This is a genomic window from Mesorhizobium sp. LEGMi-168a (genome assembly GCF_058312955.1).
The window spans coordinates 266003-289055 of sequence record NZ_JBZEGV010000003.1 but is presented as its reverse complement, the minus strand read 5'-3'; the positions used below and the strand labels follow the sequence as shown (position 1 = coordinate 289055).

At 64.9% G+C, this 23053-nt stretch carries 23 protein-coding genes and 1 riboswitch; of the genes, 10 read left to right on the top strand and 13 right to left on the bottom strand.

From position 1 onward, the window contains the following. Positions 1-33 precede the first annotated feature (33 nt). Positions 34-1029: an ABC transporter permease gene (locus tag AC4FWB_RS06965; RefSeq protein ID WP_491025170.1), complete on the bottom strand. Its 996-nt coding sequence runs from the start codon at positions 1027-1029 to the stop codon at positions 34-36. A 75-nt stretch (positions 1030-1104) separates the two neighbouring features. Beyond that, positions 1105-2616 (bottom strand): sugar ABC transporter ATP-binding protein, encoded by a 1512-nt coding sequence (locus tag AC4FWB_RS06960; protein ID WP_491025169.1) that lies wholly within the window; start codon positions 2614-2616, stop codon positions 1105-1107. A 138-nt stretch (positions 2617-2754) separates the two neighbouring features. Between AC4FWB_RS06960 and mtnK the strand changes: the two genes are divergently transcribed. The 3 genes from mtnK (at position 2755) to AC4FWB_RS06945 (ending at position 6157) form a co-directional block, all read left to right on the top strand. Then, on the top strand, positions 2755-4029 hold the full coding sequence (gene mtnK, locus AC4FWB_RS06955) for an S-methyl-5-thioribose kinase (RefSeq protein ID WP_491025167.1): 1275 nt from the start codon (positions 2755-2757) through the stop codon (positions 4027-4029). Beyond that, a complete protein-coding gene (gene mtnA / locus AC4FWB_RS06950) occupies positions 4026-5120 on the top strand; it encodes an S-methyl-5-thioribose-1-phosphate isomerase (RefSeq protein ID WP_491025165.1) in 1095 nt (364 codons plus the stop codon). Before mtnK ends, mtnA begins: the two co-directional genes overlap by 4 nt. Positions 5121-5467: 347 nt before the next feature. Continuing rightward, a riboswitch (FMN riboswitch) is annotated at positions 5468-5612 on the top strand. A gap of 77 nt (positions 5613-5689) precedes the next feature. Then, the gene (locus AC4FWB_RS06945; protein ID WP_491025163.1) at positions 5690-6157 is read left to right on the top strand and encodes a 6,7-dimethyl-8-ribityllumazine synthase; all 468 of its coding nucleotides are present in this window, start codon (positions 5690-5692) and stop codon (positions 6155-6157) included. A 45-nt stretch (positions 6158-6202) separates the two neighbouring features. On the opposite strand, the gene AC4FWB_RS06940 is transcribed toward AC4FWB_RS06945, so the two are convergent. Next, a complete protein-coding gene (locus AC4FWB_RS06940; RefSeq protein WP_491025161.1) occupies positions 6203-8014 on the bottom strand; it encodes an autotransporter outer membrane beta-barrel domain-containing protein in 1812 nt (603 codons plus the stop codon). Positions 8015-8383: 369 nt separating this feature from the next. On the opposite strand from AC4FWB_RS06940, the gene AC4FWB_RS06935 reads away from it, so the two are divergent. The 4 genes from AC4FWB_RS06935 (at position 8384) to AC4FWB_RS06920 (ending at position 11434) form a co-directional block, all read left to right on the top strand. Further along, on the top strand, positions 8384-9106 hold the full coding sequence (locus AC4FWB_RS06935) for a FadR/GntR family transcriptional regulator (RefSeq protein WP_491025159.1): 723 nt from the start codon (positions 8384-8386) through the stop codon (positions 9104-9106). Between the two features lie 156 nt (positions 9107-9262). Further along, complete coding sequence (gene fba, locus AC4FWB_RS06930) at positions 9263-10327, top strand: class II fructose-bisphosphate aldolase (protein WP_041005077.1); 1065 nt, start codon at positions 9263-9265, stop codon at positions 10325-10327. A gap of 122 nt (positions 10328-10449) precedes the next feature. Next, positions 10450-10608 carry a peptide ABC transporter permease gene (locus tag AC4FWB_RS06925; RefSeq protein ID WP_320223223.1) on the top strand — a complete coding sequence of 53 codons (159 nt, stop codon included), beginning with the start codon at positions 10450-10452 and terminating at the stop codon, positions 10606-10608. Between the two features lie 124 nt (positions 10609-10732). Next, a complete protein-coding gene (locus tag AC4FWB_RS06920) occupies positions 10733-11434 on the top strand; it encodes an MgtC/SapB family protein (protein WP_491025156.1) in 702 nt (233 codons plus the stop codon). A gap of 137 nt (positions 11435-11571) precedes the next feature. Here the strand turns inward: AC4FWB_RS06920 and AC4FWB_RS06915 are convergent, their stop codons facing one another. From AC4FWB_RS06915 to AC4FWB_RS06885, 7 genes are all read right to left on the bottom strand, one after another. Further along, positions 11572-12849, bottom strand: a complete 1278-nt coding sequence (locus AC4FWB_RS06915; RefSeq protein WP_491025154.1) for an MGH1-like glycoside hydrolase domain-containing protein — start codon at positions 12847-12849, stop codon at positions 11572-11574. Between the two features lie 16 nt (positions 12850-12865). Beyond that, complete coding sequence (locus AC4FWB_RS06910; RefSeq protein ID WP_491025152.1) at positions 12866-13906, bottom strand: ABC transporter ATP-binding protein; 1041 nt, start codon at positions 13904-13906, stop codon at positions 12866-12868. A gap of 21 nt (positions 13907-13927) precedes the next feature. Beyond that, positions 13928-14773 (bottom strand): carbohydrate ABC transporter permease, encoded by an 846-nt coding sequence (locus AC4FWB_RS06905; protein WP_491025150.1) that lies wholly within the window; start codon positions 14771-14773, stop codon positions 13928-13930. After that, positions 14770-15615, bottom strand: coding sequence for a carbohydrate ABC transporter permease (locus AC4FWB_RS06900; RefSeq protein WP_491025148.1), 846 nt, complete (start codon positions 15613-15615; stop codon positions 14770-14772). The genes AC4FWB_RS06905 and AC4FWB_RS06900 overlap by 4 nt, the downstream gene beginning before the upstream one ends. 88 nt (positions 15616-15703) lie before the next feature. After that, entirely contained in the window at positions 15704-16975 is a 1272-nt protein-coding gene (locus AC4FWB_RS06895; protein WP_491025146.1) for an ABC transporter substrate-binding protein, read from the bottom strand. Positions 16976-17011: 36 nt separating this feature from the next. Further along, entirely contained in the window at positions 17012-18055 is a 1044-nt protein-coding gene (locus tag AC4FWB_RS06890) for a LacI family DNA-binding transcriptional regulator (protein WP_491025144.1), read from the bottom strand. 136 nt (positions 18056-18191) lie between these two features. Further along, entirely contained in the window at positions 18192-18380 is a 189-nt protein-coding gene (locus AC4FWB_RS06885; RefSeq protein ID WP_491025142.1) for a hypothetical protein, read from the bottom strand. A 44-nt stretch (positions 18381-18424) separates the two neighbouring features. Here AC4FWB_RS06885 and AC4FWB_RS06880 point away from each other — a divergent pair, with 44 nt between their 5' ends. Together AC4FWB_RS06880 and AC4FWB_RS06875 are read left to right on the top strand one after the other, a co-directional pair. Then, positions 18425-19048, top strand: coding sequence for an IclR family transcriptional regulator (locus AC4FWB_RS06880; RefSeq protein WP_491025140.1), 624 nt, complete (start codon positions 18425-18427; stop codon positions 19046-19048). Positions 19049-19113: 65 nt separating this feature from the next. Next, on the top strand, positions 19114-19263 hold the full coding sequence (locus AC4FWB_RS06875; RefSeq protein WP_491025261.1) for a helix-turn-helix domain-containing protein: 150 nt from the start codon (positions 19114-19116) through the stop codon (positions 19261-19263). A 131-nt stretch (positions 19264-19394) separates the two neighbouring features. Here the strand turns inward: AC4FWB_RS06875 and AC4FWB_RS06870 are convergent, their stop codons facing one another. Next, complete coding sequence (locus tag AC4FWB_RS06870; protein ID WP_491025138.1) at positions 19395-20120, bottom strand: SDR family oxidoreductase; 726 nt, start codon at positions 20118-20120, stop codon at positions 19395-19397. A 147-nt stretch (positions 20121-20267) separates the two neighbouring features. Between AC4FWB_RS06870 and AC4FWB_RS06865 the strand changes: the two genes are divergently transcribed. Beyond that, the gene (locus AC4FWB_RS06865; protein ID WP_491025136.1) at positions 20268-21164 is read left to right on the top strand and encodes an AraC family transcriptional regulator N-terminal domain-containing protein; all 897 of its coding nucleotides are present in this window, start codon (positions 20268-20270) and stop codon (positions 21162-21164) included. 68 nt (positions 21165-21232) lie between these two features. Here the strand turns inward: AC4FWB_RS06865 and AC4FWB_RS06860 are convergent, their stop codons facing one another. Then, positions 21233-21880 (bottom strand): glutathione S-transferase family protein, encoded by a 648-nt coding sequence (locus AC4FWB_RS06860; protein ID WP_491025134.1) that lies wholly within the window; start codon positions 21878-21880, stop codon positions 21233-21235. Positions 21881-21967: 87 nt separating this feature from the next. Continuing rightward, positions 21968-22954 (bottom strand): zinc-dependent alcohol dehydrogenase family protein, encoded by a 987-nt coding sequence (locus AC4FWB_RS06855; protein WP_491025132.1) that lies wholly within the window; start codon positions 22952-22954, stop codon positions 21968-21970. Positions 22955-23053 lie beyond the last annotated feature (99 nt).

Genomic DNA, 23053 nt, shown 5'->3' with positions numbered 1-23053 from the left:
TCCGTTGTGTTCTCATCAATGCCCCGGTCGAAACTATCTCTTGCCCCTGCCGGAAAGGGCGAAGGTGAAGACAAGGGCGACGACGAGAACCGCGCCCTTGACGAAATCCTGCGTGTAGTAAGGGGCGTTCATCATCGTCAGGCCTTGCAGCAGGACGCCGACGAACACCGCGCCGACGGCCGTGCCGAAGGCGTTGGGCTTGGCGGCGCCGAGCACCGCGTAGCCGATGAGCGCCGCGGCGACAGCGTCGAGCAAGAGATTATTACCCGAGGCGATGTCGCCGCGTCCAAGCCGGGCGGCGAGCAAAATCCCGCCGATCGAGGCAAAAACTCCCGAAATGACGTAGGCCCAGATCTTGTATGCCTTGACAGGCGCGCCGGCGAGTTCGGCTGCGCGTTCGTTCGACCCGACCGCATACATCATGCGGCCGAAGCGGGTGTATTCGAGAAAGAACCAGATCAGCACCGCGAGCACGACCAGCACCACCACGGAGACTGGGATCAGGCTCGGGATGAAGAAATCGATGCGGTGGCGGCCAAGCGCCAAAAACGCCTCGCTGAACTTGCCGTTGGCGACCGAGCCGTCGGGCATGGTCATGCCGGTGGCGATCGAGCGGCCCTCGGTCGGGATGCGCTGCAGGCCGAGCAGCAAAAACATCATGCCGAGCGTCGCCAGCAGGTCGGGCACGCGCATATAGACGATCAGCCAGCCGTTGATCAGACCGACGACCACGCCGATGAACAGGCAGGCGATGACGGCGACGATGGCGTTCTGCTCCAGCACCACCATGGCGTAGGACGCCGCCATCATGGCGCTGGTGGCGACCGAGCCGATCGACAGGTCGAAGCCGCCGACAACCAGCGTCGCAGTGACGCCGAGCGCCAGCACGCCGGTAATCGCCACCGACTGGAAGATGAAGACCGCGCTTTGCGGCGAGGCGAAGCCGTCGGCGGCGATCGCGAAATAGGCGATCAACCCGACAAGCAGGACGATGAAACCATAGCGGATGGCATAGTCGCGCAATGTCATCGAACGCTCCCGCGCTGTTGCCCTCTCCGCCAAACTGGAACTCATGCCTGCACTCCAAATCTCGTCATCCGAACCTCACGCCGCGCTGGTGAGCGGCCCGCCGGCCACTTCCGCCAGCAGCCGGTCGAGGTCGATGTCGGCGTTCCTGTGCTCGCCGACGATCGTCTGTTCCGACATCACCAGGATGCGGTCGGCGGTCTCCAGCGCCTCGTCGAGCTCGGTGACGAAGATGAGCGTGGCGCGGCCGTCGGCGCTTGCCCTCAGCTTGGCTGCGATGTCGCGCCTTGCCGAGATGTCGACGCCCTGGAACGGCTCGTCGAGGATGAACAGGCGCGAGGCCTGCGACATCCAGCGCGCCACCATCACTTTCTGCTGGTTGCCGCCCGACAACGCCGAGAGCTCGTCCTTCTCGGAGCGGCAGACGATGCCGAGCTCGTCGATCTGGCGGCGCGCGGCAGCCCTTTCTGCGCGCTTCTTCATGACGCCGAAGCCCGACATGCGCCTGAGGAACGGCAGGCTGATGTTGCGCTCGATGTTGAAGCCGCCGACGATGCCGCTCATCGCCCGATCCTTGGCGACAAGGAAGACCCCGGCGGCGATCGCCTCGCGCGCCGATCGCGGAGCATAGGGCTTGCCGTCCATATGCATGGTGCCGGCGAGCGGCCTGCGCACGCCGAACAAGGTTTCGGCAAGCGCTGTCTTGCCGACGCCGACGAGGCCGGTGACCGCCACCACCTCCCCGGCGCCGAGCGTCATCGAGATCGGTTTCGCACCTTGCGCAAGTTGCAGGCCTTCGGCGGCGAAGACCGCGCGCGCCGAGCTTCTCGCGACGACCCGGTCGAGCAGGATTTTGCGGCCGAGCATGGCGTTGACAGCGCCCTCATAGTCGAGCGGCTTCTGGTCGAAGACGCCGGAAATGACGCCGTCGCGCATCGAGACGATGCGGTCGGCCAGCCGCCTGATGTCGGACATGCGGTGCGAGATGTAGAGGATGGCGACCCCATGCCCGCGCAGCCGGTCGATCAACGAAAACAGCCTGTCGGCCTCGGCGCTCGACAGCGAGGAGGTCGGCTCGTCGAGGATCAGCACTTTCGGCCGGTGCGCCATGGCCCGCGCAATCGCCACCATCTGCCGGTCGGCGAGCGAGAGGTCGGCGACACGCGCCCTGAGGTCGAGCGCCAGGCCCATGCGGTCGGCGACGGCCCTGGCTTCGGCGCGGACGTTGCTCGGCTTGAACAAAACCGTGGCGCCTTTGCCGCTCAGCCTATCCAGCGTCAGATTGGTAGCGACGTCGAGATCGCCCACCACGCCATCATTGATGTTCTGATGCACGGTGACGACGCCGGCGCGGATCGCTTCGGCGGGGGTCTGCGGGTTAAAGGCCATGCCGGCGAGCCGCATCGTGCCGCCGCTGCGCTCGTAGACGCCGCTGATGATCTTGACCAGGGTGGATTTGCCGGCGCCGTTGGCGCCCATCAGCACCGTCACCTCGCCCGAATGCAGTTCGAGCGAGATGCCGCCAAGCACCTCGTTCTGGCCAAAGGATTTCCTCAGGCCCTCCACACGGAACACGGCATCTGCGCCCATTCGTTCCTCCCTGACCTGTGACGCTATGGGCTACATCGGCAATTGTCAACACGATTGACATTTGCCAGAGCGCTTCCTAGCTTGGCCCCGCCGCCGTGGCTCCGCTATCGTTGGAGACCACGAGCAGGAGGGGAGAGAATGACCGGGACGAAGCCGTTCGAAGCATTGTCGGTGGAGACGCTGCCGAAGCGCCTTGGCGAGAACGCGGCGCTGAGCGAGCGCATCGGCAAGGATGCGAGCCGCTGGAAAGTACGCGAGGTCGGCGACGGCAATTTGAACCTCGTCTTCATCGTCGAAGGCGACAAGGGCGCGGCGGTGGTGAAGCAGGCGCTGCCCTATGTGCGGCTGGTCGGCGACAGCTGGCCGCTGCCGCTGAAGCGCTCTTTCTTCGAATATCATGCGCTGACAAGGCAAGAGCGCCGAGCGCCCGGCTCGGTGCCGGCGATCTACCATTTCGACGAGGGCCAGGCGCTCATCGTCATGGAGTATCTGGCGCCGCCGCACATCATCCTGCGGCGCGCGCTTATCGACGGCCGTGAACTGCCGAACATCGCGCGCGACATCGGCCTGTTCATGGCCCGAACTCTGTTCCGCGGCTCGGACCTGTCTATGGTGACAAAGGAGCGCAAGGCCGACCTCGCGCTGTTCGCCGACAATGTCGAGCTCTGCGACATCACCGAGAACCTGGTGTTTTCCGATCCCTATTTCGATGCCGAGATGAACCGGCACACCAGCCCGCAGCTCGACGGCCTGGTGGCCGAACTGCGCGCCGACCGCGACCTCAAGGTCGAGGCGCAGCGGCTGAAGCACCTCTTTGCCGCAAATGCCGAGACGCTGCTGCATGGCGACCTGCATTCGGGCTCGATCATGGTGACCGACACCGAGACCCGGATGATCGATCCGGAATTCGCCTTCTACGGCCCGATCGCTTTCGATGTCGGCATGCTGCTCGCCAATTTCTGGATGGCCTTCTTCTCGCAGCGCGGCCACGAGGAGAACGGCAGCCGCGACTCGATGCGCGCTTACCTGCTGAACGTCACGGCCGAGACCTGGGCTATCTTCCGCGCCGAGTTCTCGCAACTGTGGCGCACCGAGCGCACCGGCATGCTCTACCACAGAAGCCTGTTCGAGGATCAGGGCGACCGGCTCGCGGCCGAACAGGCGCTCGACCACGTGCTCTCCGGCATCTGGACCGACCTGCTCGGCTTTGCCGGCATCGAGGTGCACCGGCGCATCCTCGGCCTCGCCCACAATGCCGATTTCGAGACCATTGCCGATGCCGACCTGCGCGCCAGATGTGAGGCCAAGGCTTTGCGCTTCGGCCGCCACATCGCCGTCAATCGGCGCCAGATCCACAGCATCGACGAGGTCAACACTCTGGCCGCGCTGATTGAACAGGAGAGCAGAATTTGAACGTCGGCGAGCGCCACTACCGCACCATCTGGCTGAGCGACGACAAGCGTTCGGTCGAGATCATCGACCAGCGCTGGCTGCCGCATGAGTTCCGCATCGAAAAGATTGGAACCGTCGCCGGCATCGCCACCGCGATCCGCGACATGTGGGTGCGCGGCGCGCCGCTGATCGGCGTCACCGCCGCCTACGGCGTTGCCATCCAGATGACCGACGATGCCTCGGACGAAGCGCTCGACGCCGTATGGGAGACGCTGCACAAGACGCGGCCGACCGCGATCAACCTGCGCTGGGCGCTGGACGAGATGCGGCGTTTCTTGAAACCGCTCGCGCCGGAACAGCGCGCCGGGGCGGCCTACCGGCGGGCGGCCGAGATCGCCGACGAGGATGTCGGGCTGAACCGCGCCATCGGCGAGAACGGGCTTGCGATCATCAAACAGATCGCGGCACGCAAAAAGCCAGGCGAGACCGTCAACATCCTCACCCATTGCAATGCAGGCTGGCTGGCGACGGTCGACTACGGCACCGCCACCGCGCCGATCTATCTGGCGACCGAGGCCGGCATTCCGGTGCATGTCTATGTCGACGAGACGAGGCCGCGCAACCAGGGCGCCCAGCTCACCGCCTGGGAGATGGCCGGCCACGGCGTACCGCACACGCTGATCGTCGACAATGCCGGCGGCCATCTGATGCAGCATGGCGACATCGACATGGTGATCGTCGGCACCGACCGCACGACGGCCAATGGCGACGTCTGCAACAAGATCGGCACCTATCTCAAGGCTTTAGCCGCCGCCGACAACGACGTGCCCTTCTATGTCGCGCTCCCCTCGCCCACCATCGACTGGACGGTAGCCGACGGGCTCGCCGAGATCCCGATCGAGGAGCGCTCCGGCGACGAGGTTTCGCTGGTCTGGGGCAAGACGGCCGACGGCAAGGTCGCGCAGGTGCGTGTCTCGCCCGACGCGACGCCGGCGGCAAACCCCGCCTTCGACGTGACGCCGGCGCGGCTGGTCACCGGCCTGATCACCGAGCGCGGCGTGGCCAAGGCTTCTCGCGAGGGACTGAAAGCGATGTTTCCAGAGCGGGGGTAATTAGCTGATCTCCCCCCTTGTGGGGGAGATGTCCGGCAGGACAGAGGGGGGCGCTGTCCCGCCAGCGTATCAATGCTTGGGTTCCTCTCCCCCGCCAAAGGCGGGGGAGAGGTGTCCGCGAATCGGACGGAGAGGGGGCCCTTCGTAGGGCGCGGCTTTCCCCCTCTCCGTCTCGGCTTCGCCGAGCCACCTCTCTCCCACCTGCGTGGGGGCGAGGAATTGATCCTGCAACGTCGTGATCCTTCGCGCCCCCCTCTGCCCTGCCGGGCATCTCCCCCACAAGGGGGAGATTGGCTAACCATCGACGCCAATTGACAGCACGCCTCTCCTCTTCCATACAGACCGCGTTAAGTTCTCAGGGCGGGGTGAAAGTCCCCACCGGCGGTAAGAGCTTCGGCTCAAGCCCGCGAGCGCCTTCCGGCAACGGAAGGGTCAGCAGATCCGGTGCGATTCCGGAGCCGACGGTTAAAGTCCGGATGGAAGAGAACGTACGTGAGGACGGCCCGCTTACGCGGGCCGGTTTTTGCGTCGTGCGTCCTGATTCTGGTTCGAAACGGAAGGAAGGACCCATGAATCAGCATTTCCCCAAAGACCAACAATACCGCCGCATCGCCGTCATCCGGGCGCGCTGGCACGCAGATATCGTCGACCAGTGCGTGACGGCCTTCGAGGCGGAGCTTGCGGCGCTCGGCGGCTTCACCGTCGAGATCTTCGACGTGCCGGGCGCCTACGAGATCCCGCTGCATGCCAAGACGCTCGCCGAAACCGGCCGCTACGCCGCGATCCTCGGCACCGCCTTTGTCGTCAATGGCGGCATCTACCGGCACGACTTCGTCGCCGGCGCCGTTATCGACGGCATGATGAATGTGCAGCTTGCGACCGGCGTGCCGGTGCTCTCGGCCGTGCTCACGCCACACAATTTTCACGATAGCGCCGAGCACCACCGCTTCTTCCACGAGCATTTTCAGGTGAAGGGCAAGGAAGCGGCGAAAGCCTGCGTCGAGATCCTCGCCGCGCGCGCACGCATCGCCGCCTGAAACAGGGGTGCCGGGCGGGAATCCCGCCCCGGCGTTCCATCCTGCTTACAGCTTCAGATCGAAGTTGATCTTGAAGGTGTGGCCTTGGGCGTCCTTGGCGATCTGGCCGGAATAGGACGCGCCGAGCGTTGCCTTGGGCGATAGGAACACATCGAAACCGGCCTCCAGCGCCAACGCGTCCCTGGCGATCGGCACACCGGCGCTGGCGAAGGATGCTCCGGTGTTGAAGGTAAGCGTCGTCGCCGGTTGAACATCGCCATAGGCGTGCTGCCAGCCCAGCATGCCATGCAAGGCGGTCATGCCCGTGCCGAACCGGGTCGAGGCGCGCAAGCCGAGCGTCGAGAAGGTGTTTTCGCTCGACGCTCCCTGGCTGGCCAAAGCCGACGTGGCGCCGCCACTCTCGGCAAAGCCATTGGCGTCCAAATGGACATAGGCCAGATTGGCAAAGGGTTCGAAAGCGCCCAGGCTTGTATCGAACTTGTAGGCGAGCTCGCTGAAAGCTTGCGCCGTCTCTGCCCTGTAGTCCGCCGACAACTGTTCGCTGAAGGCCGGGAAGACGACATTGCGCCTTGTGTCGATGTCGTGCCAGCCGTAGATCGCGCCGGCCCGGAAGCCGAGAGCGCCCCATTGCGTGCCGGCATAGAGGCCGAGATCGTAATTGTCGCTTGAGCCGGAGGAGGCGCGGTCCGCGACATCGAAGGTGGTGCGGCTGTAACCGCCGAGCAGGCCCAGCCGCCAGCTTCCGACCGGGATATCCGCGCCGCCGACGAAGCCGGCCGTCTTGCGATCGAAACCGGCGGCATCGCCCGAGCCGTTCACGTCGCCCGTCATGGCGAGCGCTTCGCTCCAGACCACGATGCCGTCGGCCGTGGCGGGCGCGGCATGCACGCCGCTGGCATCGATGGCGGCGGTGGTCAAGGACACGTCGTCCGCATCGAAGGCCGAGCGGAGCCGGCGGTTTGCCGAATCCCGCGCGAAGCGGCTGTCGTCGACGAGCGCGCCCATGATGTCGGCATGCACTTCGCCCGAAAGCGCGTTTCCGTAGGGCCGCAGATAGCGGTAGAAGCCGACGGCCTCCTGGTCGGGGTCTCCTTCCAGCGCTTCGCGGTTGAGGATGTACATCGACCAGCCGTCCTTGGTCATGTTGAAGGAAAGACCTTCGACCTCCTGCTCGCGGTCGAGCTTCAGGTTGCCCAGATTCTCGACTTCACCGGTCTTCAAATTCGCCCGGTAGATGATCTTGTCGTCATTGTCGGTGGAAAAATACATCCAGCCGTCGAGCAGCTTGCCGCCCTGCGCCTGGTCGATCGTATGGGACAGCGGGATGTATTCCTTAAAGCTCCAGTCGGCGAGATTGTAGACCGCTATTTCCGTCGCGTTTTCATAGGCCATTCCATAGCCGAGCCCGTTCTTGGCATCGACGGCCACCCAGCTGGCGATGTCGTGGATGCCGTGCGGCGGATTGAGCGCAAAGGCCTGGCCGGTAAAGCTCAGGTCGCTGGCGCGGTAGACGGCGAAGACGGGGTTTTCATATTTGCCGCCGGTAACCGGGTCGCGCTGGCTGGAGTCGAGCGAGATGTAGAGAAGCCCGTCGGCGTAGTCGATGTCACCGATATGGTTGAGCCCGATGTCGGAATATTGGGACGGAAGCTTGAGGACACCGGGAATGGCCGGCGAGACCCGCAGGCTGGGGTTATAGTTCTTGTCGGTGCGCTCCAGCACGTTGGTGCCGGAGAAGTACCAGTTCGTTCCGTCCGTCGTCACGCCCTGCTGCTTGGAGGTGATCGCGTCGCCCGTGAAGGTGGTCTTCTCGACCATGATCCACGGTTCGACGGCAAAAGCCGGCGCCGATGCCATGACGAGAGCCCCCGACATAAGGAGACAGGAGGCCGTGGCTTTGGGGATTAAAGCTACGGCCGTTTGCTTTGCGGCGGCCTGGCCGGCGCGGTCAATCATCGAAGACATTCTGTCGCGTTCCTGTTGTATGGCTCGCTCGACCAATTGCGCGCGCACGACATCGACCGACGACGGGAGGCTCCGCCGGCGATATCAGAACCCGGATTTTTGTGGTTCTTCAGGTGCTGTTGCGCGGTATTTTGTCGATCGGCTCTGGCTGCTTGTTCAACGATGTGCTTCCTAGGGGGAGCGCGTGACAATCATATGAATAATGGGAATAGTATGAAGATTAATGCCGGCCGCCCGCGGACCCTCCGGATGACGCCGTACATGGCGGGTTCGTCGCATACCGGGCTGCACGGCAGACTGCTCAACGAGATCGGCCAGAGCATCGTCAGCGGCGACTTCACGCCCGGCGACCAGTTGCCGAACGGCGACGACTGGAGCGCCTCCTATGGCGCGAGCCGCACCGGCCTGCGCGAGGTGGTCAAGGTCCTGGCAGGCAAAGGCATGGTGGAGATGCGCCCCCGGACCGGAACGCGCGTGCGCCCGCGCAAGGACTGGAATTTCCTCGATCCCGACGTGCTGATGTGGCGGTTCGGACCGAGGGCGACGGCTGAGGATGCGCGCTCCCTGTTCGAGCTGCGCCGCGCCATCGAGCCGATGGCAGGGGCGTTGGCGGCGGAGCGTGCCACGCCTGAGCAGATCGCCGAACTGTGGGCAATTCTCGACGAGATGGAGAAGGCCGGCGACGACGGCGAACGCTTCGCCATACCGGACCTCGCCTTCCATCAATCGATCCTGCACATGTCCGGAAACGAGCTGATCGGCTCGCTGGCGGCCTTGATCGAAACGGCGCTGGTGATCAGCTTCCGGCTTTCGGACGACAATCCGGCAGGCCAGAGCCATTCGCTGAGGCTGCATCAGGAGATCGCCGAGAACATCGAGAAGCGCGACCCGGCCGCCACCAGCAAGGCGCTGATCGTCCTGCTGGACGGAGCGGAAGAGGACGTGCGGCTGTCGCTCGCGGCCAGGCAGGGCGGCCGGAAATAGCGCCCGCGCGCCTCCTACAGGCTGTAACAAGAATTGCGCCGTGCAAGTCTGCGGGCTGTTGCGGTCCGGCCGGATTCCGGCCAGAAGCATCCGGGGCCGGCCGACGAGCGGACGGCCCTCGAACACGGCTCGACACCAGATACGGGAGACTATTGGGTGGCTCGCATCACACTGAGACAATTGCTCGACCATGCCGCCGAACACGGCTATGGCGTGCCTGCCTTCAACATGAACAATATGGAACAGGGGCTCGCCATCATGGAGGCGGCCGAGGAGACCAAGTCGCCGGTCATCCTGCAGGCCAGCCGCGGCGCGCGTGCCTATGCCAACGACGTGGTGCTGGCCAAGTTGATCGACGCGCTGGTCGAGATCCACCCCGACATCCCGGTCTGCATGCATCTCGACCACGGCAACAACGAAGCCACCTGCGTCACCGCGATCCAGTACGGCTTCACCTCGGTGATGATGGACGGCTCGCTGAAGGAGGACGGCAAGTCGCCGGCCGACTACGCCTATAATTCCGGCATCACCCGGCGCGTCGTCGACATGGCGCATTGGGGCGGCGTTTCGGTGGAGGGCGAGATCGGCGTGCTCGGCTCGCTGGAGAGCGGCGGCGGCGAGCAGGAAGACGGCCACGGCGTCGAAGGCGCGATCAGCCACGACCAGCTTTTGACCGACCCGGTGCAAGCCGAGCAGTTCGTGCGCGACACCCATGTCGATGCGCTGGCCGTCGCCATGGGCACCAGCCACGGCGCCTACAAGTTCTCGCGCAAGCCGGACGGCGCGGTGCTGGCGATGAACGTGATCGAGGAGATCCACCGCCGCCTGCCCAATATGCATCTCGTCATGCACGGCTCGTCCTCGGTGCCGGAGGAATTGCAGGAGATCATCAACAAATATGGCGGCCAGATGAAGCCGACCTGGGGCGTGCCGGTCGAGGAGATCCAACGCGGCATCAAGCACGGCGTGCGCAAGATCAACATCGACACCGACAACCGCATGGCGCTGACCGGCGCGATCCGCAAGGTGCTGACCGAAAACCCTTCCGAGTTCGATCCGCGCAAATATCTGACGCCGGCCATGGCGGCGATGAAGAAGCTCTGCAAGGAGCGTTTCGAGCAATTCGGCACCGCCGGCAACGCGCCGAAGATCAAGCCGATCCCCTTGGCGGACATGGCCAAGCGCTACAAGTCGGGCAGCCTCGACCCGAAATTCGGCTAAGCCATCAGCTCCCGCGACCGGCTGAACCCGGTCGCGGGAGCCAAATCCGGCGGAACTTCATGCCGGCAAATCGGTTCCTGTTCTGACACCTCCCGTGCCCATCCGCTGGGAAGGAGCTGATCATGAGCAAGGATCGCGACGAGGAAGGTCCGGTCTTTTCCGGACAGGACGCGCGACAGGGCGAGATCATCCTGCGCACGCGCGCAAGGCGCATCATCTTCATTGCCGGACTGGTCGGCATCGTCGTGCTGGCACTGGTGCTGAGCATCGTCGTCCGATGACGGCTGTTGGTTGGTGGCAGGCACGCCAAGGAACCAACCGCGCCAAGCCAAGTTGAACAGTCCAGATGCAATGGAGGGCGCTGCTGCGCCGCCGTCACGGATGTACGAGCCGCTTTGCTGCGACATGCCGCTTCATCCGACCTGGCCGGATCTCGTCATCCGGCTGTTGCTCACACTGCTCGCAGGTTTCCTAATCGGCTTGAACCGCGAGGCGCGCGGCCATTCCGCCGGGCTGCGGACCACCATCCTGGTCGGGCTGGCGGCTTGCGTCGCCATGGTCCAGGCCAACATGCTGCTCGATGTGTCCGGCAAGGGGCCGGACTCCTTCGTGCGCATGGATGTGATGCGCTTCGCGCTCGGCGTGCTCACCGGCGTCGGCTTCATCGGCGGCGGCGCCATCCTGAGGCGCGGCGATCTCGTCACCGGCGTCACCACCGCCGCCACGATGTGGATCATGACGATGATCGGGCTGGCCTTCGGCGGCGGCCAGTTCGGCCTCGGCGCGATCGCGACGGTGCTGACCCTGGTGACGCTGCAGGCGTTGAAATGGGTCGATCTCAAGATCCCGCGCAACCACAAGGCGGTCCTTTCGGTTTCATGGCCGAAGAGTTCGCCGCCCGACATCGGGGACATGGTACGACCGCTCGGCTACGACGCACGCTTCGTCGGCATGGAGCACGATCCCGATCGCAACCGCTTCGTGTTTTCCTTCAATGTTCAGTGGAAGCAGCCGGACGCGGTCGAGCCTTCGACGGACGTGCTGGCGGTGGTTGCCGAGCATTGCGCGGTCGAGCGCTTCGAGGTGACCGGCGAGAAGCCGTTCTGAGAGACGCCGGCATACGTGTCCGAGAGATTCGGGCCTAAAGCGCGTCGCGCTGAAACGGATTCAGGCGACGCGCTTTAAGTCTTCGTTTTGATGCATGTCGTTCTCCCAACACCGCTGCACACTTTGGGCGACATGCATTAGGCCCCCCGCAAGAACTCGATGACCATCGCCGCTGTCCAGGTGAAGCGGCCGCCGCCGAGCGGTTCTCCGGTGAGCGGGTCGTAATATTCGGCAAAGCCGCTTTCGGTGATCAGGTCGAGACTGGAACGGGTGATACGCCGAGCGACTTCGGCGTGACCGGCTGCGAGAAGGCCGTCGGCGATCATGTAGTTCACCACCAGCCAGACCGGGCCGCGCCAGTAGCGTTTGGCGTCGAAGCGCGGATCGTCGGGATCGTGCGAAGGGACGATGTGGCGCGCCTTGCCGGCGAGGCGCTCGACAGTTGCGGCGATCGCGGCCGCGCGCGCCTCCGGGATGGCGGCGAAGGCCGGCAGGATGCCGCCGACGGAGGCGCTGTCGACGAGCTTGCCGGTGATGCGGTCGAGGCAGAGGTATTGGCCATGCGCCTCGCTCCACAGCCGCCCCATCGCGGCAATGCCCTTTTCGGCGCGGGCGCGGTTGGCGGCGGCAATCCCGGTCTCGCCCAGCGCCTCGGCAAGATCGGCAAGGTCGGCCGCGGCGCGAATCAGAATGGCGTTGAAGCCGGGGTCGACGATCTGGAGTGGCGACGCGTCGTGCAGCCTGGCATTGTCCCAGTCCAACCCGCGAAAATGCTGCACCAGCCAGAGATAGCGGTCGTATTGCGCCTTGGTCGGACGGTGCGCCGGGTCGGCATGCAGGACGTCGCGGCGGGTGTAAGGCTCGACGCCTTCGGTCGGCACGCGCTCGAAGGCTTCGTCCCAGTCGATGGAGTTGTCGCGGCCGGACTCCCAGGGGTGGATGATCGCGACCAGCCCTTCACCCTTGGGGTCGCGGTTCTCATAGAACCACCGGTGCCAAGCGTCGATCCTGGGAAGCAGTCCCCGCGCCCGCTCCGCGGCAAGTTTCTTGTCGCGCGCCCGAACGAACAGACGGCGCACGGCAAAGCCGGCGACGGCCGGCTGGGTGATGCCGGAAGTGGCGGTGGGGCGGCCGGTCCGCCAGACCTCCGGTCCGGGGAAATAGCCATCGTTCCAGACATGGAAGACGATGTGCGGCACCATGCCGTCGGGCCATTGATGCGCGAACAAGGTCTCGATCTCGGTCCAGGCGCGAGCCTCGTCGTAATGGGCGAGGCCGAGCGCCGTCAGGCAGGAATCCCAATTCCACTGGAACGGGTAGAGGCCCTTCGTCGGGATGGTGTAGTCGCCGTGGTCGTTTTCCCTCAGCACCTCGACGGCGCGGGCAATGATGTCTTGGGCGGCGGATGCGGTCATGGCGGCGTCGGGTCTTTCAGAGGGCATTTGTCGTTTCGGGATCGAACCAGCGGATGCGGTCCGGCTTGGGGGCGAGCCGCAGGCGGTCGCCCACGGCAACCGTGGCGCCGGACTCCAGCACGGCGCGGAACAGTCCGCCCTCGACATCGCAGGTGACCAGCGTGTGCGGTCCGAGCGGCTCGATGACGCGCACGGTGGCGGGCAGGCCTTTGTCGCCGGCGTCGACATCCTCAGGGCGGATGGCGAATTCGATTTTCTGCCGGTCCGCTTTCGGACCAGCCAACTTCAGCCCTGCGACGCTCCAGCTGCCATTCCCGGCCTTAGACGCAGGCAGGAAATTCATCGGCGGGTTGCCGATGAAGGAGCCGACGAAGCGAGCGGCCGGATTGCGGTAGACCTCGACCGGCGACGCCGCCTGGACGATGCGGCCCTGATGCATGACGGCGATGCGGTCGGCGAGGCTCATCGCCTCGACCTGGTCGTGCGTGACGTAGATTGTGGTGGTCTTCGATGCGGCAAGCACGCCCTTGAGCTCGGCGCGCATCTCCAGCCGCAGCAGCGCGTCGAGGTTCGACAGCGGCTCGTCCATCAGGATGACATGCGGTTCCATGGCCAGCGCGCGGGCGACCGCGACGCGCTGGCGCTGGCCGCCGGACAGCTGGCCGGAATAGCGCTTCAAAAGCTGCTCGATATGCATCAGCTCGGCGGTGCGGTTGACGCGGCGCTCGACGTCGGCCTGCGGCAGCTTCTTCATGCGCAGGCCGAAGGCGATGTTTTCGAACACCGTCAAATGCGGGAAGACGGCATAGTTCTGGAACACCATGGCGATGCCGCGGTCGCGCGGCGGCAGATGGTCGATCCGGCGGCCGCCGATCCAGACCTCGCCCTGGCTCGGGCTTTCCAGCCCGGCGACGATCCTGAGCAGCGTGGTCTTGCCGCAGCCGGAAGCGCCGAGCAGCACCATGAATTCCTGGTCGGCGATATTGAGGTCGACCTGGTGCAGCGCGGTGAAGCCGCCGAAGCGCTTGGCCACCCCCTTGATGGCGATCTCAGCCATGCGCGTTCTCCCTGCCCTCAGTCATCGGTTGGCGATCCCCCACATGGCGAACAGGTATTTCCTGACGGCGAAGATGAAGATCAGCGCCGGCACGACCAGCGCCGCGCCGCCGGCGAATTTGAGATAAAGCGGTGACTCGCCGAGGCTCTGCAGCAGGAAGGCGGTCAGCGTGCGGTTCTCGATGGTGAGCACGGCGGCGGCGAACACTTCGTTCCACGAGATGGTGAAGGCGAATACAGCCGAGGCGGCAATGCCGGGCAGCGCGAGCGGCAGGATGACCTTGCGAAAGGCCTCCAACCTAGTGCAGCCGAGCGTCCAGGCCGCCTCCTCGAGCTCGACCGGGATGCCCGAGAACAGCGAGAAGGTGATGAGCACCGCGAAGGGCAGCGCCAGCGTGGAATGCACCAGCGCCAGGCCGATCGCGGTGTCGTCGAGGCCGGTGCGGATGAACATCACCGCCAGCGGCAGCGCAAGCAGCGGCAGCGGGAAGGCGCGGGTCATCAGCACCAGGAAACGGAACGTGCCCTTGCCCGGAAAATCGAAACGCGACAGCGCGTAGCCGGCCGGCGCGCCGAAGCCGATGGACAGGATCATCGTCAGCGTGGCCACGAGCACCGAATTCCACAGCGCCCTGGCGACGCCGGCGAAGTTGATGAAGAAGGACAGGCTGCCGACATCGAAGGACGGGAAGAAGCGCTTGGGAAAGCCGGTCACCTCTTCCGGCGACGACAGCGCGTTGACGATCAAAAGGTAGATCGGCAGCAGCACCCAGACGCAGAGCAGGATGACGGTGGCGACGAGCAGCCAGCCGCCGGCCTTGCGCGTATCGGCGACCGGAACGGCCGACGCTTCGGCGACGGCGCTCATATGCGCGCCTCCTTGGGCACACGCAGCACTCTGAGGAAAAACAGCGTGAAGCCGATCGAGATGGCGAGGATGAGCAGCGCCGACGCAGCGGCGACGTTGCGGTCCTGCAGCGTGAACTGCCAGTTGTAGGTTTCGCCCATCAGCACCGGCAAGTTCGTTCCGCCAAGAGCCGCGACCACGGCGAAGACCTCGAAGGCGAGGATGACGCGCAGGATGATCGCCGTCTGCAGGCTGGGGCGGAGCAGCGGCAGGGTGATGCGGACGAAGCGCTTCCACGGGCCGGCGCCGAACACCTCCGCCGCCTCGTAGTATTCCTTGGGGATCAGCCCCATGCCGGCGACCAGGATGACCATCATGATCGCGGTGGCGCGCCAGATCTCGGCCAGGACGACGGCGATGAAGATGGTGAGCTTGCTCTGGTAGCCGAGGAACATGATCGGCCGGTCTACGATGCCAAGGCTGGAGAGCAGTGTGTTGAGGAAGCCGGACTGGTCGAAGATAGCGAGCCAGATAAGGCCGGCGGCTAGGTCGGAAATGCCGAGCGGGATGGCGAAGATGTAAAGTGCTGCACTGCGCCCGCTCTCCAGGCGCGACACCACGCTCGCCATCAACAGCGCCATGGCGAGCTGGATCGGCACGACGATGGCCGCAAGCAGCAGCGTGTTGCGGACGGTGACTGGAAACTTCCAGCTGCCGGCCATGGTGCGGAAATTGTCGAGGGTGAAGGCGCCGTCGCGGGTCACCGCCTCCAATGCGACGAGCACAAACGGATAGAGGAAGAAGACGCACAGGAACAGCGTCGCCGGCATCAGCAGCAGATAGGGCAGAGCCTTGCCGTTCATGGTGTTTGTCCTTGCGCGCTGCGGTCAAGGTTCGCGGTCCGGGCGCCCGGAGCGCAACAAACTCCGGGCGCCCCCTCGGGAGGATCGGTCAGTCTACCGGGCAGGCCCCTTCGGACGGCTTGTCGGGTGCCCAGCACGGCGCCTTGGCCTGGTCGATGATCGCCTTGAGCGCGGCCGCCTGCTCTTCGAGCACGCCATGCACATCCTCGCCGCCGAGCACGATGCGCTCGAAGCTGTCGGTGTAGACCTGGTTGAACTTGCCGCCGACGTCGCCGAGTCCCATCGGCGGCAGCGCCGGCAGGGCATCCGGCGCGCTGGTCATGGCGGCGATCACCGGCGCGAAGGCCTTCACCGAGGCTGGCACGTCGTCGGGCAGCTTGACATCGACCACAGGGAAGAAATTGGTCGCCTTCAGCGTCGCGATCTGCGTTTCCGGCTTCAGCATATAGGCGACCAGCGCTTTGGCCTTGTCGACGTCGGGCGAGGTCTTCGGAATGGCGACGCCGGCCACCACCGGCATGAAGCCTCGGCCGGCGGGACCGGCCGGCGCCGGGAAGGCGACGAACTCGTCGGGCTTCTGGTTGAAGGCATCGGCGAGGCGGGCAACGTGGTCGAAGGCCACCCAGACTTCACCCGACAGCAGCGGCTCCTGCATGAAGGCGTAGTTGGTCGAATTCGGGTTGGTGTACTGCCAAAGCTCCTTGAACTTGTTCCACGCGGTCTCTGCCTCGGCCGAGCGGAACTTGGTCACCATCGAGCCGGTGTAGGACGGATAGAGGAAGCCCTCGAAGAAGCGGTGCTTCAACCCCTTGGGACCGGCCGGAAAGCCGAATTTCGGCGAGCCGGTCTTTTCGGCGATGTTCTTCGACCATTCGATCAGCTGGTCGTAGGTGATGGTGTTGAGATCGACGCCCGGCGGCAGATATTGCAGCGCCTGCTTGTTGGCCGCCATCAGATAGGTGGCCTGCATCCATGGCAGGTATTTTTGTTCGCCGGTGCCGAGCATGCCGAGCTTCTTGTAGGCGTCGTTGACCTTTGCCCCTGCGACATCGACGCCGGACAGGTCGACAAGGCTGGCGCCGACGGTGGAGAAGTCGCCATGCAGGCCACCCAGCAGGCCGATGGTTCCGGAACCGGCCTGCAATTCGGCCTGCAGGCGAGTGAGCCAGGGGCCGTCCTCGGCGACCTGATAGTCGACCTGGCCGTCGAAGCCCTTCAGCACCTCGTCGCGCATCTTCTGCGTCTCTTCGACCGGGCGCGCCTGCGTCGACCAGAACAGCACCTGCTGGGCGCTGGCGCCCCCGACGGCAAGCGACAGCGCCAGCGCGGCACCCGCCAGTTTGTTCAACATGATCTTCATGCTCTTCCTCCCTGGGTAGGCGCCGTCATGCCGGCGTCAGCTTCTCGTTTTTGGTGCGGGTCCATGGCTTGCCCTTGGCACCAGCGTCGGCCGGATCAGTCGGGTCAGCGGCTCGGCCGGCTTGTCGGCGATGACGGTGAGCAGCATGTCGGCGATCTCGCGCGCGCATTGGCGGATCAAGGCGTCGAAAGTGGTGAGGCCCGGCGGCGCATAGGCCGAGGCGACGACATTGTCGAAGCCGATGAGGGAGAGGTCGCGCGGCACATTGAGGCCGGCGCGTGCCGCCTCCTCCATCACCGTCAGCGCCAGCTCGTCGAACAGGGCGATGATCGCGGTCGGCCGATCGGGCCCGTGCAGCATCCGGTTGACAGCCTGAATGCGGGCGCCACGATCGAAGCGCGGCGCGGTCGCCACATCGAGCCGCACCGACGGGTCGCCGCGGCGGGCAATCGCGGCGGCGAGACCATCCTGCCGCAAATGCCGGAACGTCATCGGCTCGGAAATCGTCACCAGGCCGAAATGGCGGTGGCCGAGATCATAAAGCATGTCGAAGGCTTCACCGAAGGCGTGCGCACCGTCAGTGTCGAGCCAGTTATAGGCAAAGTCGCTATCGAGCAGCCGACCGTGGGCGACGAAGGGAAAGCCGCGCCGGCGCAGATAGGCGAGCCGCTCGTCGACCTCGGCGATCCGGGTGATGACGACGCCGTCGGCGCGCCCGGATTCGACGACATGGCGCAATACCGCGAGCTCGGCCTGGTCTTGCGCCGCCGTGGCGAGGATGAGGTCGGCGCCATGCGCCACCAGGCCTTCGCCGAGCCCGGTGACGAACTCGCCGAGGAAGGAATCGACCAGGTTGGGACCGCGGATCGGCAGCACCAGGCCGACAAAGCCGCTGCGGCCGGAAACCAGCGTGCGCGCCGCGGTGTTGGGAACGTAGCCGGCCTGGCGCGCCGCCTGGGCGACACGCTCGCGCGTCTTCAGCGCGATCTGCTGATGGCCGGCAAGCGCCCGCGACACTGTCGTGATCGACAGGCCGAGGCTGGCGGCAAGCTCCTTCAGCGTGGTGACGCGGGCCGGCAATCGTTCCTCCCGAACGCGAATGTTAAAACGCTTGTAATCGGCTTTTGCGGAATTGCAAACGTTTTAAATTTTACGCAAGCGGACTACCGCGGCGACAGGATCGCCACGCTGCCGTCTCCGAAACAGGCGGCGATGCCTAGCCGGCCTCGGCGGGAACTTCAGCTCCGCGTCCGCCGCCGGTCACCAGCGCCACCCTGCCCGTGAGGTCGAACGGCTTCGCCATCGCAGCCGCCGAGCGCGGATGCGTGTCGAGGAACCTTGCCTGCTCGCGATCGAGCAGGTGTTCGATCGTCGCCGGTTGCAAATCGGTTCTGCTGGCGGCCATCACGGCGCTGAACTCTCGACAAGGCCACCGCCAGGCGGCTCCTGATGGCGCTTGCCGCCCACCGGCTGATCGAGCAGGAGCCGAAAAGCCGCCGCTACCGGCTGGGCGCCGGCCTGTCGCGGCTGGCCCGCATCCGCGATGCGCATTTTCCGTTCGTGCGGGTGGCGGCGCCGGTGGCGCGAGAACTGTCATTGGAGACCGGCGAGACCGTGCACCTGTCGGAATTCAGCGCCGGCGCGCTGCTCACCGTGCATGTCGAACTGTCGGCCAAGGCCAACCGCGTCAATGTCGATGTCGGCCAGGTGCTGCCGCTGCACGGCACGGCCTCCGGCATCGCCTTCCTCGCCGCCTCGCGGCTGGAAGTGGTCGGCGCCTATCTCGAAAAGCCTTTGCAGGCCTTCACCGCGCATACGATGACCGGGCCGGACACGCTGGCCAAAGCCATCGCATTCGCCGCCGCCAGCGGCTATTCGCGCAGCGCGCAGGGCTATGAGGAAGGCGTGCACAGCATCGGCGCCGCGATCCTCGGCGCCGACGGCCAGCCGATCGGCGCACTGGCTATCGCCTCTCCCATCTCACGCGTCGACGACGCGGTCGCCGCCGGCCAGGGCGTGGCGGCGATCAAGGCGGCGCGACTGATCTCGGCGCGGCTGACCGGCGAGGCATGATCATCTCAGCCGTGAAGGCATGACGCCGGAGCGCTTCGTGTGCGGCTGGAGCGCGGCGAGGAGGGATTGCTCTCACCCGCGCCTCAGCCTCGATCTCCGAAATCGCGTTTGCGTGCGGGTTCAATTCCAGCGCGCATTTCTCGCGGGCGTTCAAGAGCAAGTATGATGTCGCGCCGCGGGAGTTGCGGGAGCGGGTGAGGACGGCGGTGCATTGAGTGCAACGCCGATTGCTCTGGCGGGCCTGGTTTGATCCATTCGGTCGATACAGAACTTATGACCCGAAAGTTAGACTTTCGGGGAGCTCAGTTGCTCACCCGAAAGCCGACATCGGTAGAAAGACGAAGTTCTACATATTGGCGGCGGTTGGCCGCACGATTACTTCGTTGACGTCAACGCCGTCGGGCTGATCGAGCGCAAAGCGAATCGCCCGTGCTATGGCGTCCGGCGTCAGCGACTTTTGCCGCCACTCCTTCAGAGCCGCCGCGACCTGGGGATCGCTGATATCGTCGCCGAGTTCGGTCGCGGTGACGCCGGGAGAGATAATTGTCGCGCGGATGTCATCGTGCTCCTGCCGCAGCCCTTCGGTGATCGCCCAAACAGCATATTTTGTCCCGCAGTAAACCGCAGCGGTAGGCAGCACTAGGTGAGCGCCGACCGAAGCGACATTGACGATATGTCCATTTTTCTGTGCGATGAAGCGGGGCAGCACCGCGGCGATCCCGTTCAGCACACCACCGATATTGACGTCTATCATCCGAGACCATTCATCGCGCTTGAGTGAGGCAAGTGGCGATAGGGGCATCACGCCGGCATTGTTGACGAGCGCATCGATTTGCCCAAACTCCGCATGAGCGGCGTCGGCAAAGGCGTTGAAGTTCGCCGCGTCCGTCACGTCCAGCTCGCGCCATGCGACCCTGTCGCCGATTTCCTTGGCCAGTACCTTGAGCCGCTCGGCGCGGCGGGCTCCGATGAGCAGTCTGGCACCCGCCGCGGCAAGCTCTCGAACCGTCGCTTCGCCGATGCCGCTCGAGGCCCCAGTAACAAGTACAACCTTGTCTTTCAGTCCCGTCATGATCGTTCCTTTCGCTTACGATGACCGGACGCAAAGTGGCGCTGCGCGGGCTGGATGCGGTAGAGTGATCGTCCAAAGAGCTTGCACAATCCTCCAAATGAACCCGGCAAGCCTTGCAACATTTCGCGCGATACAGATTTATGCTGCATGGAAAAAATCACCGAACTGGCTGAGCTAATCACGCGGCATGCCCCGGATTCAGGCATATCGAGCACTACGGTGCCTCGGCTGTCGCTCATTCGCGCCAATCACCCCAGCGCGCCGGTTCCGGCGGTCTATGAAGCCTCGCTTTGCATAATCGCCCAAGGATCGAAACGTGTCTCGCTGGCAGACCAGAGCGTGGTCTATGATGCATCGAGCTATCTTCTCGTCTCGGTTGACCTGCCGCTGGTTGGGCATGTGCTGGAGGCGAGCCCGGCCGCGCCATATCTCTGCTGCAAGATCGATTTCGACCCGGCCGCGTTGGCAGACCTGCTTGTGATGGAGGGGCGTGCCTCTCCCAGGCGAGACTTGCCCGCGCTCGCGGTCTATCCGAGCGATCCCGAGCTGATCGATGCCGCTTGCCGTCTTGTCCGGCTGCTCGATCGTCCCGAAAGCATCGGCGTTCTGGCTCCGCTCGTGGAGCGAGAGATCCTCTACCGTTTGCTCACCGGGCCACATGGAGCTTTGCTTCGCCAGATGGCGTCCGTGGATAGCCACCTCAACCAGGTCACCCGCGCCATCGCCACGATCCGCAACAGTTTCCAAGCGCAGTTGCGGATTGACGAGATTGCCGCGGCATCGGGCATGAGCGCGTCGTCACTTCATGCCCATTTCAAGGCGATTACGCGCATGACCCCCCTCGAGTACCAGAAGCAGCTACGTCTGCAGGAAGCGCGAAGGCTGATGCTTGCGGGCGGGGCGAGCGCAGGCACGGCAGGGTTCGCGGTAGGCTATGACAGTCCTTCACAGTTCAGCCGTGAATATCGTCGCCTTTTCGGCGCACCACCCCGTCAGGACATCGAGCGCCTGCAGACCGTACCGGACTCCGCTGCAGCTTATTGAGCCCTTCGCTGGGTGGCGGCACAGGCTCTCAAAGCGTCACGGCAGTCTTGCCGAGCTTGCTCCATCACTCACCCACCCGCCGCCATCGCAACCGCCAACTGCGCCTCGAAAGCGCGCTTGAAGGCCGGCCTCGCTTCGCCGCGGGCGACATAGGCGGCGAGGTTCGGGAATTCGTCCAGCAGGCCTGACATGTTCAGCCTGCGCAGCACCGTCACCATCATAAGATCGCCGGCGCTAAAGTCGCCGTCGAGCCAGTCGTTATCGCCAAGGCGAACGTAGAGTTCGCCGAGCCTGCCGCGGATGCGATCGTGGACCATGGGCAGGCGCTGCTCGTGCCAGCTCTCGTTGCGCTCCGCGAACTTTGCGATCTGCAGGTCGAGGATCGGCGGCTCCACGGTGTTCAGCGCGCAGAACATCCAGCTGATCGCGCGCGCCCGGGCATTCGCATCGTCGGGCAGCAAACCGGCGTGGCGCTCCGCGATATGCAACACGATCGCGCCTGTTTCGAACAGAACGAGGCCGCCCTCTTCATAGGTGGGTATCTGCCCGAAAGGCTGAAGCGCAAGATGAGCGGGTTGCTTCATCTCTTCAAACGAAACGAGGCGGACATCATAAGGCTGGCCCACTTCCTCGAGCGCCCAGCGAACGCGCATGTCGCGTGCCTGTCCCCGGCCGCGATCGGGCGATCGTTCGAAAGCGGTGATGGTCGGGGTCATTGGCAGGCTCCTCTTGATTGCGCTTTGCCGCCAGAGGACGAACGGCTGGCGCGGTTCCCGACAACCCGCCTCGTTTTCTTTGGACCCTCAAACCGTCACGACGATCTTGCCGAACTGCTCGCCCGATTCGAGGAAGCGGTGCGCCTCGACGATTTTGTCGAATGGAAAAGTTTTGGCGATCGCAGGCTTCAGCGCGCCCGATGCGAGGCCGTCGAGGATGAAGCGCTTGGCTGCGGCCAGCCGGGTCGGATCGCCGGTGATTTCGTGCACCAGATAGCCTCGCAGCGTCAGCGTCTTGGCCAGCACCTCGAACAGCGGAAAAGGCGTCGGCTCGGGGCTGAGGCCGCCATATTCGATGAGGATGCCGCCGCGTGCCATCGCGGCGGTCAGCGGCGTGAAGATCGGACCGCCGACGGCGTCGAGGACGACGCGCACGCCCTGCGGCGCGATTGCCTTCAGCCGCGCTTCGATATCCTCCTCCAGCGAGGCCACGACATGAGCCGCGCCGGCATCGAGCAGGGCTGCTGTCTTGGCCGATGTCCGCGTGACGGCGATCGGCACGGCGCCGATCATTTTGGCGATCTGGATCGCGGCCAGCCCGACGCTGCTCGACGCGGCAGTGATGACGACAGGCTCGCCACGGCCGAGACGGGCGATGCCGACCAGCGCGCCGTAGGCGGTGAGATACTGCATCCATGTCGCGGCGGCGGCTTCGAAGCTCAGCGAGGGCGGATGCTTGACGACGAGCTCGGCCGGAAAGGTGACGAGCTCGCCATAGGCCGGCCAGCGCGCCATCGAGCGCGGTGGAATGATGCTGACCGCATCTCCCGGCGCGAAGCTGTCGACGCCGTCGCCGACCGCCTCGACGATGCCCGCCGCCTCGAGGCCAAGGCCTGACGGCAGCGCCGGCGTCTCGATGTAGGCGCCCCTGCGCATCGAGGCCTCGGCGCGGTTCAAGCCGAGCGCCTTGACGTGGATCCGCACCTCGCCAGGGCCTAGCGGCGGCACCTCGACGTCCTCGATGCGCAATACTTCCGGCCCGCCGTGAGCGTGAAAGCGAACAACCCTTGCCATCCATGCAACTCCAAATCCAGTTGATGGAATGGACTATGCAGAGGCATCGAGAAGCGATAAATCGCGCAGTAGGCAAAACAGTCGAAACGATTGGTTTTG